The sequence below is a fragment of the Desulfotomaculum copahuensis genome (genome assembly GCF_001655685.1).
GTDB classification, from domain to species: Bacteria; Bacillota; Desulfotomaculia; order Desulfotomaculales; family Desulfovirgulaceae; genus Desulfotomaculum_G; species Desulfotomaculum_G copahuensis.
On record NZ_LYVF01000176.1, the window covers coordinates 1 to 14,558 of the forward strand.

The 14,558-nt window shown below is 56.3% G+C and carries 13 protein-coding genes and 1 other annotated feature; all 13 genes read right to left on the reverse strand.

Annotated features, from left to right (window positions below; genetic code table 11):
- Positions 1–27: 27 nt before the first annotated feature.
- Positions 28–2,103: an elongation factor G gene (gene fusA, locus A6M21_RS13425; RefSeq protein WP_066669698.1), complete on the reverse strand. Its 2,076-nt coding sequence runs from the start codon at positions 2,101–2,103 to the stop codon at positions 28–30.
- A gap of 15 nt (positions 2,104–2,118) precedes the next feature.
- Positions 2,119–2,589, reverse strand: coding sequence for a 30S ribosomal protein S7 (gene rpsG, locus A6M21_RS13430; RefSeq protein ID WP_066669699.1), 471 nt, complete (start codon positions 2,587–2,589; stop codon positions 2,119–2,121).
- 84 nt (positions 2,590–2,673) lie between these two features.
- Entirely contained in the window at positions 2,674–3,048 is a 375-nt protein-coding gene (gene rpsL / locus A6M21_RS13435; protein WP_066669682.1) for a 30S ribosomal protein S12, read from the reverse strand.
- Between the two features lie 86 nt (positions 3,049–3,134).
- Entirely contained in the window at positions 3,135–3,386 is a 252-nt protein-coding gene (locus A6M21_RS13440) for a L7Ae/L30e/S12e/Gadd45 family ribosomal protein (RefSeq protein WP_066669683.1), read from the reverse strand.
- A 43-nt stretch (positions 3,387–3,429) separates the two neighbouring features.
- Positions 3,430–6,948: a DNA-directed RNA polymerase subunit beta' gene (gene rpoC / locus A6M21_RS13445; RefSeq protein ID WP_066669684.1), complete on the reverse strand. Its 3,519-nt coding sequence runs from the start codon at positions 6,946–6,948 to the stop codon at positions 3,430–3,432.
- A gap of 83 nt (positions 6,949–7,031) precedes the next feature.
- Positions 7,032–10,490, reverse strand: a complete 3,459-nt coding sequence (rpoB, locus tag A6M21_RS13450; protein WP_066669685.1) for a DNA-directed RNA polymerase subunit beta — start codon at positions 10,488–10,490, stop codon at positions 7,032–7,034.
- A 269-nt stretch (positions 10,491–10,759) separates the two neighbouring features.
- The gene (gene rplL, locus A6M21_RS13455; RefSeq protein ID WP_066669687.1) at positions 10,760–11,140 is read right to left on the reverse strand and encodes a 50S ribosomal protein L7/L12; all 381 of its coding nucleotides are present in this window, start codon (positions 11,138–11,140) and stop codon (positions 10,760–10,762) included.
- A gap of 70 nt (positions 11,141–11,210) precedes the next feature.
- Positions 11,211–11,732, reverse strand: coding sequence for a 50S ribosomal protein L10 (rplJ, locus tag A6M21_RS13460; protein WP_066669689.1), 522 nt, complete (start codon positions 11,730–11,732; stop codon positions 11,211–11,213).
- A gap of 20 nt (positions 11,733–11,752) precedes the next feature.
- Positions 11,753–11,907, reverse strand: a sequence feature (ribosomal protein L10 leader region).
- A gap of 5 nt (positions 11,908–11,912) precedes the next feature.
- Positions 11,913–12,608, reverse strand: a complete 696-nt coding sequence (rplA, locus tag A6M21_RS13465; protein WP_066669691.1) for a 50S ribosomal protein L1 — start codon at positions 12,606–12,608, stop codon at positions 11,913–11,915.
- A 49-nt stretch (positions 12,609–12,657) separates the two neighbouring features.
- Positions 12,658–13,086 (reverse strand): 50S ribosomal protein L11, encoded by a 429-nt coding sequence (gene rplK, locus A6M21_RS13470; protein ID WP_066669693.1) that lies wholly within the window; start codon positions 13,084–13,086, stop codon positions 12,658–12,660.
- A 62-nt stretch (positions 13,087–13,148) separates the two neighbouring features.
- On the reverse strand, positions 13,149–13,679 hold the full coding sequence (gene nusG / locus A6M21_RS13475; RefSeq protein WP_066669695.1) for a transcription termination/antitermination protein NusG: 531 nt from the start codon (positions 13,677–13,679) through the stop codon (positions 13,149–13,151).
- Positions 13,680–13,726: 47 nt separating this feature from the next.
- Complete coding sequence (gene secE / locus A6M21_RS18020; protein WP_078060683.1) at positions 13,727–14,062, reverse strand: preprotein translocase subunit SecE; 336 nt, start codon at positions 14,060–14,062, stop codon at positions 13,727–13,729.
- A 47-nt stretch (positions 14,063–14,109) separates the two neighbouring features.
- Entirely contained in the window at positions 14,110–14,259 is a 150-nt protein-coding gene (gene rpmG / locus A6M21_RS13485; protein WP_066669697.1) for a 50S ribosomal protein L33, read from the reverse strand.
- Positions 14,260–14,558: the final 299 nt, after the last annotated feature.

The window sequence follows — 14,558 nt, forward strand, 5'->3', positions numbered from 1 at the left end:
CATGTCTTTTTTCTCCTCCTTAAATAATCATCCCCGGCGCCGGGTGATAATGGTTTGAGCTATTTGTTGCGGTATTTCTTCATAATGGCTGAATTGCATGGTGTATGTGCCGCGCCCCTGGGTGCGGGAACGCAGGTCGGTGGCATAACCGAACATTTCGGCCAGGGGTACGTAACCATGGATTACCTGGGCATTGCCCCGGGGTTCCATTTCCTCGATGCGTCCCCGGCGGGAGTTGATGTCGCCGATCACTTCACCCATATATTCCTCGCCGACCACCACTTCCACCTTCATCACCGGTTCAAGCAGCACCGGATTGGCTTTCTGCGCCCCGTTTTTGAAGCCCATCGAACCGGCGACCTTGAAGGCCATTTCCGAAGAGTCCACCTCATGGTAAGAGCCGTCCACCAGGGTTACCTTGATATCGAGCATCGGATAGCCGGCCAGCACACCGTTTTCCATGGCCTCGCGGACACCGGAGTCGATCGCCGGGACATATTCCTTGGGCACCACGCCGCCGACAATCTTATTCACGAACTCGTAGCCGGCACCGGGTTCCCGGGGCTCGATTTCAAGCACCACATGCCCGTACTGGCCGCGGCCGCCGCTCTGGCGGACGAACCGGCCTTCCGCCTTCACCTTTTTGCGGATGGTCTCCTTGTAGGCCACCTGCGGCCGGCCCACATGCGCCTCCACTTTGAACTCGCGCAACAACCGGTCGACGATTATCTCCAGATGCAGTTCCCCCATACCGGAAATAATGGTCTGTCCCGTCTCCGGATCGGTATGGATCTTAAATGTGGGATCCTCCTCGGCCAGCTTGGTCAGGGCAATGCCCATTTTATCCTGGTCGGCCTTGGTTTTCGGCTCAATGGCCACATCAATCACCGGTTCCGGGAACTCCATGGACTCCAGCACAATCGGATGGTTTTCGTCGCACAGGGTGTCACCGGTACCGGTATCCTTTAAACCAACGGCCGCCGCAATATCGCCGGCGTAAACTTCGTTGATCTCCTCCCGGTGATTGGCGTGCATGCGTAAAATGCGCCCCACCCGTTCCCGTTTGTTTTTGGTCGAATTGAACACATACGACCCGGAGCTTAGCTTGCCCGAATAGACCCTAAAAAATGTCAGTTTGCCCACATATGGGTCGACCATGATTTTAAAGGCCAGGGCGGAAAAGGGTTCATCATCTCTGGCCGAGCGTTTGTCCTCCACACCGGTTTCCGGGTTCAGGCCGCGGATGGCCGGCACATCGGTGGGCGCGGGCAGGTAATCCACAATGGCGTCCAAAAGGGGCTGCACCCCTTTGTTTTTAAAAGAGGAACCGCACAATACCGGAATCATTTTCACCGCCAGCGTTGCCTTGCGGATCCCGCGCTTGATTTCCTCCTCGGTCAGCTCTTCACCCTCCAGGTACTTGAGCATCAATTCCTCATCAGATTCGGCCACCGCTTCGAGCAATTTATCCCGGTACTCGGCCACCCGCACGGCAATACCGGCCGGAATGGCTGTTTCTTTGCTTTTGGTGCCCAGATCGTCGGTATAAATAATGGCTATGTTGCGAATCAGATCCACCACGCCGGAAAAGCCGTCTTCCGCCCCAATGGGCAGTTGAACGGCCACCGGGTTGGCCCCCAGCCTTTCCCGGATCATGGCCAGACCACGGAAAAAATCGGCTCCGATACGATCCATCTTGTTGATATAGGCAATACGCGGAACACCGTATTTATCGGCCTGCCGCCACACTGTTTCCGACTGCGGTTCCACCCCGCCCACGGAACAAAAGACGGCCACCGCTCCGTCAAGCACACGCAGTGAGCGCTCCACCTCCACGGTGAAGTCCACGTGCCCTGGCGTGTCAATAATGTTTATCCGGTGATTGCGCCACTGACAGGTGGTAGCGGCGGAAGTGATCGTAATCCCCCGCTCCTGCTCCTGTACCATCCAGTCCATGGTCGCCGCACCGTCGTGCACCTCGCCAATCTTGTGCACCCGGCCGGTGTAAAAGAGAATGCGCTCGGTGGTGGTGGTCTTACCGGCGTCAATGTGTGCCATAATGCCTATGTTACGCGTCCGTTCCAGCGGAATTTGCCGTGCCATGATCATTTCTCCCCCTTACCACCGGTAATGCGCAAAGGCCTTGTTGGCTTCCGCCATTTTGTGCGTGTCTTCTTTCTTCTTTACCGTTGCACCGGAATTGTTGGCTGCATCCATGATCTCCGCCGCCAGTTTTTCCTGCATGCTTTTGCCGCCCCGCTCCCGGGCGTACTTGGTCAGCCAGCGGATGCCCAGGGTCTGCCTGCGCTCCGGGCGTACCTCCACCGGCACCTGGTAGTTGGCGCCGCCCACCCGGCGGGCCTTCACTTCCAGCACGGGCATCACATTTTTCATCGCCTGCTCGAATACTTCCACCGGCTCTTTGCCGGTTTTCTCGCGGATAATATCAAAAGCGCCGTAGCAAATATTTTCGGCTATGCTCTTTTTACCATCCAGCATTACCTGGTTGATCAGCTTGGTCACCACTTTGTTTCCACAAACAGGGTCCGGCGGTACATCACGTTTGCCGGTGCTGCCCCTTCTCGGCATGGCTTGATTTCCCCCCTTTGGCTTAAACAGTATAACCATCTGCCGGATTTTCAAACTTGCCACCCATAAAAGGCGGCAGGCGGACTATTTCTTGGGCCGCTTGGCACCGTACTTGGAACGGCCGCGGTTGCGGTTCTGCACGCCGGCCGAGTCCAAAGCGCCCCTTACAATATGGTATCTGACGCCGGGCAGGTCTTTCACCCTGCCGCCACGTACCAGAACCACCGAGTGTTCCTGAAGGTTGTGCCCGATACCGGGAATATAGGAGGTCACCTCGATCCCATTGGTGAGCCGTACCCGGGCCACCTTGCGCAGGGCGGAATTTGGCTTTTTGGGCGTGGTGGTGTATACCCTGGTGCAAACACCCCGTTTCTGGGGACATTCCTTCAGTGCCGGGGCGGCCGATTTTTTGGTCAGTTCCTCCCGGCCCTTGCGGATCAGTTGGCTGATGGTTGGCATTGCATGACACCTCCTTCCCGGTTACCTGCATTCAAAACAAACCCTTGCCACCCGGCAACCGGCCGGGCCGGCACAACCGGCGGCAGTTAATCTTCCATCACCGCCGCCGATGCGCATCCCACCTCAATGCCACAGGCTTTGCCCAGCGCCTGCATGGTATCCACCTGAACCAGGGCGATGTTTTTAGCCTTGCACGCCTGGATAATCGGCTCAATCACATGCCGCTCGGCATCACCGGCCACAAAAACCACCCGGACCTGACCACGCTGAATGGCCTTGATCGTTTGTTTGGAACCGACCGATTTCCGGCGCGCCTGGGCCAGCCTGGTCAAGGGCATGCGGATCCCCCCTCTAAATTCCAGACACTTTTACATCTTATCATCAGTCATTGACGTTGTCAACATTTTCAGAGGCCGCCGCCGGCAAAAAATTACATTCATCCCCGGCCGTCCCGCCGTCCGGCGGGCTTTCCATCCCAACCGGCTGCAAACTGCGGTAACTGCTCATCCCGGTACCGGCCGGCACCAGTTTGCCGATCAGCACATTTTCCTTCAAGCCGAGCAAGGGGTCCATTTTCCCCTTGATCGCGGCCTCGGTGAGCACCCGGGTGGTTTCCTGGAAGGAAGCCGCCGACAAAAAGGAGTCGGTAGCCAGGGAAGCCTTGGTAATGCCGAGCAGCACCGGGCGGCCCTCGGCCTCCCGGCCGCCGGCCGCAGCAATCTTTTTATTTTCATCCTCCAGTTCGAAGATGTCAATCAGGCCACCGGGCAGCAATTCGGTGTCCCCGGGCTCCTCCACCTTCACTTTGCGCATCATCTGGCGGATCATCACTTCAATATGCTTGTCATTGATATCCACGCCCTGCAAACGGTACACGCGCTGCACCTCGTGCAGCAGGTAAACCTGCACACCGTGCGGACCCTTGATTTTAAGCAGATCATGCGGGTTGACCGACCCTTCGGTCAGCTCATCGCCGGCCATGATCCGGTCACCCGCGTGTACTTTCAAACGGGCACCGTAAGGAATCTGATAAACCGATTTTTCGCCATCATCACCGGTAATCTCCACTTCCCGCCGGCCTTTGACCTCGCGCACTTCCACCAGGCCGTCGCCTTCCGCCACCACCGCCTGTCCTTTCGGCCGGCGGGCTTCGAAAAGCTCCTCCACCCGGGGCAAGCCCTGGGTGATGTCGTCACCAGCCACGCCGCCGGTATGGAAGGTGCGCATGGTCAACTGGGTACCCGGCTCGCCGATGGACTGGGCGGCGATAATACCCACCGCCTCCCCGATATCCACCATATGTCCGGTAGCCAGGTTGCGTCCATAGCATTTCCGGCAAACGCCGTAACGTGACTTGCAGGTCAATACGGAGCGGATTTTTAGTTTTTTGAAGCCCGCTTTGATGATTTTCTCCGCCTGCTCTTCCAATATTTCCCGTCCCGCTGCGGCCAACAACTCGCCCGTTTCCGGATGGTGGACGTCTTCAAGCACCACCCGGCCGATGATGCGGTCGGCCAGCTTTTCGATTACTTCCGTCCCCTCTGTAATTTCCTGCACCACAATACCTTCTTCGGTGCCGCAGTCGTCCTCCCGGACAATCACATCCTGGGCCACATCCACCAGACGGCGGGTCAGGTACCCGGAGTCGGCCGTGCGCAGGGCCGTATCGGCCAGACCCTTGCGTGCGCCGTGGGTGGAAATGAAGTATTCCAGCACGGTCAGACCCTCCCGGAAATTGGCCTTGATCGGCAGGTCGATAATCCGGCCGGACGGATCGGCCATCAAACCGCGCATGCCCGCCAACTGGCTGATCTGCTGCACGTTGCCGCGGGCGCCGGAATTGGCCATCATGTAAACCGGGTTGAATTTATCCAGCGTTTCCATAAGCACCCTGGTCACCTGATCCTTGGCGTCGTTCCAGATTTCAGTCACCTTGCGGTAACGTTCCTCCTCGGTGATCAGACCGCGCCGGTATTGCGTCTCCACTGTTTCCACCTGTTTTTCCGCATTGGCCAGAATATCTTTTTTGGCCTCCGGAATGGTGATATCAGTGACGCCGATGCTCACTCCCGCCCGGGTGGCAAACCGGTAGCCCAGCTTTTTGATTCCATCCAGCAACTCCACCGTGGCCGAATAACCCAGTTTGCGGTAACAGTCGTCCACCAGGCGGGACATGCTTTTCTTTTCCATTACATAATTCAAATAGCCCAGTTCCCGGGGGATCACTTCATTAAAAATGAGCCGCCCGGTGGTGGTTTCCAGCAATTCACCGTCCGTCCGGCGAACCTTGATCCGGGCGTGCAGGCTGGCGGCGCCGTTATAATAGGCCATAATTGCCTCTTCTTTGTCCTTGAACACCTTGCCTTCACCCGGTGCACCGGGTTTTTCCATGGTCAGGTAGTAACTGCCCAGCACCATGTCCTGGGTGGGAATGGCCACCGGATGGCCGTCCTTGGGGTTTAAAATATTGTGGGCAGCCAGCATCAAAAGCCGCGCCTCGGCTTGCGCCTCGGCGGACAGGGGCACGTGCACCGCCATCTGGTCGCCGTCAAAATCGGCGTTGTATGCCGTGCAAACCATGGGGTGGATTTGAATCGCCCGGCCCTCCACCAAAACGGGCTCGAAAGCCTGAATACCCAACCGGTGCAAAGTGGGGGCGCGGTTCAGGAGCACCGGATGCTCGCTGATCACTTCTTCCAGCACATCCCACACCTCAGGCCGCACCCGCTCGACCATCCGCTTGGCGCTTTTGATATTATGGGCAAAGCCTTCGTTTACCAGACGCTTCATCACAAACGGCTTGAACAGTTCAAGCGCCATTTCCTTGGGCAAGCCGCACTGGTGCAGATGCAGGCTTGGTCCGACCACAATCACCGAACGGCCCGAATAATCCACCCGTTTCCCCAGCAGGTTCTGACGGAAACGGCCCTGCTTGCCTTTGAGCATGTCACTCAACGACTTCAAGGGCCGGTTGCCCGGCCCGGTAACCGGGCGGCCGCGGCGGCCGTTGTCGACCAGGGCGTCCACCGCCTCCTGCAGCATGCGTTTCTCGTTACGCACAATGATATCCGGCGCGCCCAGATCCAGCAGGCGCTTCAGACGGTTGTTCCGGTTGATCACCCGCCGGTAGAGATCATTCAGATCGGAAGTGGCAAAACGGCCGCCGTCCAACTGGACCATCGGACGCAGTTCCGGGGGAATGACCGGCACCACGTCCAGAATCATCCACTCCGGCCGGTTGCCCGATTTGCGGAACGACTCCACCACCTCAAGCCGGCGGATGGCCCGGATCTTGCGCTGGCCGGAAACTTCCTTCAATTCCTGGCGCAGCTCCCGGCTCATCTCTTCCAGGTCGATTTCCTCAAGCAGCTTCTTGATTGCCTCCGCGCCCATGGACGCCGCAAAGGCGTTGCCGTACTTTTCCCGGTACTCGCGGTACTCGGTATCGGTGAGCAATTGCTTTTTGATCAAGGTGGTTTCGCCCGGGTCGACAACAACGTATGAAACAAAATATAGCACTTTCTCCAGCGCCCGGGGAGACATGTCGAGCAGCAGGCCCATCCGGCTGGGTATACCTTTGAAGTACCAGATGTGGGAAACCGGAGCGGCCAGTTCAATATGCCCCAACCGTTCCCGTCGCACTTTGGAGCGGGTCACTTCCACGCCGCAGCGGTCACAGACCACGCCTTTATAGCGCACCCGCTTATATTTACCGCAATGACATTCCCAGTCCCGGGTAGGGCCGAAAATGCGCTCGCAAAAGAGTCCGTCGCGCTCCGGTTTCAAAGTGCGGTAGTTGATGGTTTCCGGCTTTTTTACTTCACCGTGGGACCACTGGCGAATCTGATCCGGGGAGGCCAAACCGATCCGGATACGGTCAAAGTTGTTCAAATCCAGCAAAGTAAACCTCTCCTTTCGAAAAGACCTGCTGGTGTCAAAAAGCACGTGAAATTCTTAATGAACCCGGTCAGACCGGCCGGTTCTCAACCTGTTTCCTCCCCGTCCAGATCCAACTCCTTTTCCAGATGCTCCTCCTGATAATCGGAGTCGTCCAGTTCCCCCATGTCGTCCGTGTCATAGTCGTCCTCATCCTCTTCATCTTCACCGCTGTTCACCCCTCTGGGCGGCGGTTCGTCGACATGCAGATCAAGGCCCAGATCTTTGGCCGTTTCGCTGATATCCTCGTCAATTTCCTTGATTTCCACTTCTTCATCATTTTCGGAAAGCACCCTGACATCCAGCGCCAAACTCTGCAGTTCCTTGATCAGCACCTTGAAGGCCTCCGGCGCCCCCGGTTCCGGCACGTTTTCCCCCTTGACTATGGCCTCGTAGGTTTTCACCCGTCCCACCACGTCGTCTGATTTCACCGTCAGAATTTCCTGCAGGGTATAAGCCGCACCGTATGCTTCCAACGCCCACACTTCCATTTCACCGAACCGCTGGCCGCCGAACTGCGCCTTGCCGCCCAGCGGTTGCTGGGTAACCAGCGAATAAGGACCGGTGGAACGGGCATGGATCTTGTCATCCACCAGGTGGGCCAGTTTCAACATATAGACATAGCCCACTGTAACCGGGTTGTCGAAGGGTTCGCCGCTCCGGCCGTCCCGGAGGGTAATCTTGCCGTTTTCCGGCAGTCCGGCCCGGTTGAAAAATTCCAGAATATCCTGCTCAGTGGCGCCGTTAAAAACCGGAGTGGCCACGTGATAACCCAGCGCTTTGGCCGCCCAGCCCAGGTGGGTTTCCAGCACCTGTCCGATATTCATCCGGGAAGGCACCCCGAGCGGGTTGAGCACTATCTCCACCGGCGTGCCGTCGGGCAAAAAGGGCATGTCTTCCTCGGGCAGGATGCGGGCGATCACACCTTTGTTCCCGTGCCGGCCGGCCATTTTATCGCCCTCGGATATTTTGCGCTTCTGGGCGATATAGACCCGGACCAGTTGATTCACCCCCGGCGGCAGCTCATCCCCGTTTTCCCGGGAAAACACTTTGACATCCACAATTTTACCGGCTTCCCCGTGGGGAACCCGCAAAGAGGTGTCCCGCACTTCCCGCGCCTTTTCACCAAAGATGGCCCGCAGCAGGCGCTCTTCGGCGGTAAGCTCGGTCTCCCCTTTCGGCGTCACCTTGCCGACCAGAATGTCTCCCGGCCGCACTTCCGCTCCGGTGCGGATAATCCCCCGCTCATCCAGATCTTTTAAAATTTCCTCGCCCACATTGGGGATGTCGCGGGTGATCTCCTCCGGTCCCAGCTTGGTGTCCCGGGCATCACACTCATATTCTTCAATGTGAATGGAAGTAAAATAATCTTCCTTGACCGCCTTTTCACTGACCAGGATGGCGTCCTCGTAGTTGTAGCCCTCCCAGGGCATGAAGGCCACCAGAATGTTACGGCCCAGGGCCAGTTCCCCCTGATCCGTGGAGGGTCCGTCGGCGATGATCTCCCCGCTTTCCACCCGCTGCCCGTGGCTGACAATGGGTTTCTGGTTGATGCAGGTACCCTGGTTGGATCGAGTGAACTTGAGCAGCTTATATACATCGGTGCCACCGCGGTCAGAACGGATGACAATATCGTTTGCCGACACCCGTTCCACCACACCGCTGTTTTTGGCGATCACCACCACCCCGGAATCCCGCGCCGCCTTGTACTCGATACCCGTACCGACCAGCGGCGCCTGGGCGCGCAGCAACGGCACGGCCTGGCGCTGCATGTTGGCGCCCATCAGCGCCCGGTTGGCGTCGTCATGCTCCAGAAAGGGGATTAACGAAGTGGCTACGCTGAACAATTGCTTCGGGGATACATCCATATAGTCCACCCGGTCGGCGGAGACCACCAGGATATCGTGACCGTGGCGGGCATCAACCCGGTTTTCAATGAAATACCCGTTTTCATCCAGCGGTGCATTGGCCTGGGCGATGATCAGCCCCTCTTCCTCGTCCGCGGTCAGGTATTCAATCTCTTCCGTCACCCGCTTGTTTTCCTTGTCCACCTTGCGGTAGGGAGTTTCAATAAAGCCGAAGTAATTGATCCGGGCATAACAGGACAGCGAACCGATTAAACCGATGTTCGGACCTTCCGGGGTCTCAATCGGGCACATACGGCCGTAGTGGGAGTGGTGTACGTCCCGCACCTCGAAACCGGCCCGCTCCCGGCTCAACCCCCCCGGGCCGAGGGCGGAGAGACGCCGTTTATGGGTCAGTTCCGCCAGCGGGTTGGTCTGATCCATGAACTGGGAGAGCTGGCTGGAACCAAAAAACTCCTTGATCGAGGCCACCACCGGACGAATATTGATCAAGACCTGGGGTGTGATCACATCAACATCCTGAATGGTCATGCGTTCCCGGACCACCCGTTCCATCCGGGACAGGCCGATCCGGAACTGATTCTGCAAAAGTTCACCCACCGAACGCAAACGGCGGTTGCCCAGGTGATCGATGTCATCCACCTGGCCTTCCCCGTCCATCAGACGCAGCAGATACTTGACCGTATCAATGATGTCCCGGGGGGTTAATTCCCGGATGAACTCGCGGTCCACCGGCACTTCCTGGTTCAAATAGCGGTCCCACTCAGTGCCTGGCCGGCCGTTTTCCTTGAAACGGTAAAGAATCCCGTGTTTCAGTTTCTTTTGTATTTTATAACGGCCCACATTGGCCAAATCATAGCGCTTGGGATCAAAAAACAAAGTTTCCAGCAGGGAGCGCGCGCTTTCCACCGTGGGCGGCTCGCCGGGACGCAGCCGCTTGTAAATTTCCACCAGCGCTTCTTCCTCCGAGTCGCTGTTGTCCCTGGTCAGGGTTTCCTGAATGTGCTGGTTGCCGTCAAAGAGATCCACAATCATCGGGTTGGAACCGTAACCAAGGGCACGAATCAGTACGGTGGCCGGAATTTTTCTGGTCCGGTCGATGCGCACAAAAATATGATCATTGACATCAGTTTCAAACTCCAGCCAGGCGCCGCGGTTGGGAATGATGGTGGCGGTATAAATCTTTTTCCCGCTCGGATCAATCTGCTCGGCAAAATAAACACCGGGTGAACGGACCAACTGGCTGACAATCACCCGTTCCGCGCCATTGATGATAAAAGTGCCCTTTTCCGTCATCAGGGGGAAATCCCCCATGAAGACCTCCTGTTCCTTGACCTCCCCGGTTTCCTTGTTAATCAACCGCACCTTAACCCGCAAGGGCGCCGCGTAGGTGACATCCCTTTCCTTGCACTCTTCGACGGAATATTTGGGCTCGCCAAGAGTGTAATCCAAAAACTCCAGCACCAGATTACCGGTAAAATCCTGGATGGGCGACACATCCTGAAAGACTTCCCGCAGGCCTTCCCGCAGAAACCAGTCGTAGGAGTTCCGCTGCACTTCAATCAAATTTGGCAACTCCAGCACTTCCCTGAGCCGGCCGAAATTCCACCGGGTTCTGGTACCTACCTTTTCAGGATACATCTAGAGCGTCACACCCCCCAAAAATTTCAAAACAACGAAAAGCAAGGTCCCGGGTTTTCCCCCGCCTCGCTTTTTTTCGCGCGTATCTACAATAATATTTCCCAAAGCAACCTGAAAAATACATGGCACCACTGGCATAATTTTTGGCCCTTATTAATATGGACATTCTGAAATGATAGCATAATCCGGTTGGATTGTCAAGGCGGTTTTGCTAGAAATTAGTCAAGGGCGGTTAGCCTTGCCAGCCGCCCTTGATGCCGCCCTGCTGTTTACTTCACTTCCACACTGGCGCCCTGCTCTTCCAGTTTGGCCTTGACGGCTTCCGCCTCTTCCTTGCTGACCTTTTCTTTAATCGGTTTGGGCGCGTTGTCGACCACTTCCTTGGCCTCTTTCAGGCCCAGGCCGGTAATCTCGCGCACCACTTTAATCACGTTGATTTTCTTGTCGCCCACGGCGGTCAGAATCACATCAAACTCAGTCTGCTCCTCCTCGGCGGCCGGAGCGGCGCCACCGGCCGCCGGAGCGGCCGCCACCGCCACCGGGGCGGCGGCGCTGACACCAAATTCGTCTTCAAATGCTTTGACCAGTTCGGCCAGTTCCAGCACAGTCAAGCCTTTTACGGCTTCCAGGATTTCATTCACCTTTGACATGATTGATCAAACCTCCCAATTATTTTCCAGATAAGTTCCGGCTTCCGTCCTCCGGCGACCGGCGACTGTTCTAGCCGGCCTTTTGTTTGCGGATCTCTTCCAGTGCATAGACAAACTTGCGCAGGATGCCCTGCAATGAACCGGCAAATCCATACATGGGCGACTGCATGCCGCCAAGCACCCTGGCCAGCAGCACCTCGCGGGAAGGCAGATCGGCCAGGCGGCGGACACCGTCAACATCGATCACCTTGCCGTCCACCATGCCGGCCTTCAACTCCAGGAGTTTGAACTCCTTGGTCATCTCATTCAATACTTTGGCCGCCGACACCTGATCCTCCATGCTGAAGGCAATTACCGTCGGACCTTCCAGGTAGGGAGCAAGCCCTTCCAGGCCGGCCTTTTGAGCGGCGATTTTGGCCAGGGTGTTCTTGGCCACCTTCAACTCCCCGCCTGACTGCTGCAACCGGCGGCGCACCCTGGTCATCGCCGCCACATCCAAACCGCGGTAGTTGGCCAGTACCACCGCCTGGCTGGCCTGGAACTTCCCGGTCAACTCGTCCAGGATTTCCTGTTTTTTCTCCCTGGTGGGCATTGTATGCACCTCCTTTCTTAATCAATAACAAAAAGGCAGGCCCCTGTAGATGACAAAGCAGGGGCCTGCCGGAAAGATATTTTCCGTCAAAATTACCGCCACCCCGGCCTCGGTTGGCGGACAAGCCATTAAGTCCGGGGACACCAACGGTCTACAGCGAGGATTATGAATATTTTCAGTTTAAGCAGTAACCTTCTGGTAGCTCACCTTTATCCCCGGTCCCATGGTTGAGCACACAGTTACATTCTTGATATACTGCCCCTTGGCCGCCGCAGGCTTGACGCGGATCAGCTGCTCAATCAGGGTGCGCAGGTTATCGGCCAGTTTTTGTGCTTCAAAGGAAACCTTGCCGACCGGGGCGTGGATAATACCGGCCTTATCCACCCGGTATTCAATCTTGCCGGCCTTTACTTCACGCACCGCCTGGGCAACATCGAATGTAACCGTACCGGTTTTGGGGTTGGGCATCAGGCCGCGCGGTCCCAGAATACGGCCCAAACGGCCAACCAGACTCATCATATCCGGAGTGGCGATAGCCACTTCAAAGCCGAGCCAGCCTTCTTGCTGGATTTTGGCCACCATATCTTCGGCACCCACAAAATCCGCACCGGCTTCTTCGGCTTCCTTGATCTTGTCCCCCTTGGCGAAAACCAGCACCGTGCGGGTCTTGCCGGTGCCGTGGGGAAGCACCACCGCGCCACGCACCTGTTGATCGGCGTGACGGGGATCCACCCCCAGACTGACCACGGCTTCCACCGTCTCGTCAAACTTCGCCGGCGCCGTCTTTTTGACCAGTTCCATCGCTTCCAGCGGCTCATAGTAAACGGTGCGCTCCACCTGCTTGACTGCATCCTGATATTTCTTGCCGCGTTTCATAGTTAATCCCTCCTGTGGTATTAGCGGAAATATTCCTCCCACCAACGGTTCAACCTTCCACCACTTCGATGCCCATGCTGCGGGCGGTGCCCTGAACCATGCGCATGGCCGCCTCCACCGTGGTGGCGTTGAGATCCTGCATTTTTGTTTCGGCAATTTCCCGCACTTTGGAAAGTGGTACTTTGGCCACTTTCTTTTTGTTCGGTTCGCCGGACGCCGTTTCAATACCGGCCGCCTTCTTGAGCAGCACCGCCGCCGGCGGGGTCTTGCAGACAAAAGTAAAGGATCTATCCTCGTAGACGGTGATTTCCACCGGAATAATCAGGCCGGCTTGCGCTGCCGTACGCTCATTGTACTCCTTGACAAAGGCCATGATGTTCACCCCGTGCTGGCCCAGCGCCGGACCGACCGGGGGGGCGGGGGTGGCCTTGCCCGCAGGTACCTGAAGTTTGATTACAGCCGCCACTCGTTTTGCCAATCTTTGCACCTCCTTGCTGTTGACGGGCGTTGCCTGCCTTGTTTATCCATCCGCGGCACCGCCTAGCTTATCTTTTCCACCTGGGAAAATTCCAATTCCACCGGGGTATCCCGGCCGAACATGGAAATCATCACTTTTACCTTGCCCTTGTCTGCATCCACTTCCTCGATCACACCGGCAAAGTTTTCAAAAGGACCGGAAATCACACGCACATGCTGGCTGACTTCCAGATCGACCCGCGCCCGGGGTTCCTCACCCAGTGTCTGACTGATAATCTGCATTGCTTCCCCTTCGGTGAGCGGAATCGGTTTCGCCCCCGAGCCGACAAAGCCGGTCACTCCGGGGGTGTTTCTGACCACGTACCAAGAATCGTCGGTCATAATCATTTCCACCAGCACATAACCGGGAAAGATCTTCTTTTTGCTGATCTTTTTCTTGCCGTCCTTTATCTCAACCTCGTCCTCCATGGGCACAAGGATGCGAAATATTTTTTCCTCCATGTTCATGGATTCGATTCGCTTTTCCAGATTGGTTTTAACCTTATTTTCATAACCGGAGTATGTATGGATAACATACCACTGCTTGCTGCTCATAAATACAAGGGACCCAGGGATCCGGGCCCCTCACCTCCCCGGTGCCATTATTTTATGATCAACTGCAGAAGCCGGCTTAAAATCGAATCGAAGAGCCAAATCAGTATACCGACAACGGCCACGGCCACCAGTACCACTGCAGTATAGACGGTGATCTCCCGCCGGTTGGGCCAGTGCACTTTTTTCAGTTCGTTGAAAACGCCGCGGAAATATTTCTGCACTTGCTCCACACGGTTGACCTTTTCTTTTTTTACGATCACCTGTTTCTTTTCCGTCACTTGTTTCTTTTCCGTCCCCGCTTTCGAAACAGGGCGTGAAGCGCCGGCAGCCGCCGCCACCCGGCCGGGGTTCTCTCCTTTGGTTTGATCTCTAGTGATAGCCATACCTTCAGCCACATCCTTAACTCTTTTCACCGGTGCCGGTTTACATGTTAACGGGTTTCCTTATGCAGGGTATGTGTATGACAAAACTTGCAATACTTTTTCATTTCAATTCTTCCGGAGTCGTTCTTTTTGTTTTTTTCCGTGGTATAATTCCGGCGTTTGCATTCAGTACAAGCCAGCGTCACTCCGACACGCATTTTAAACACCTCCACAAACTAAAAAAAGTGGATCCACCCATTCGCAAATTGACCCTAACCAATTTAACATAATTGCAGAGGTATGTCAATACTGCTTCCCTGTATAATCACGAATCTAAAGGCATAATATTCTTATTCTGCCATTTGGGCCGGTTTTCTATACCGGACGGCAAAGGGGACCAACCGGCGGCCCCCCCTGCCTGCTCAATTTTTGCCCTTCATGCGTACGACCGTTGAATTATTTGGCCCTGTCCCGTCCGGCCGGCCCGGCCAAAATCCCGCTACTCGATCACCGAGGT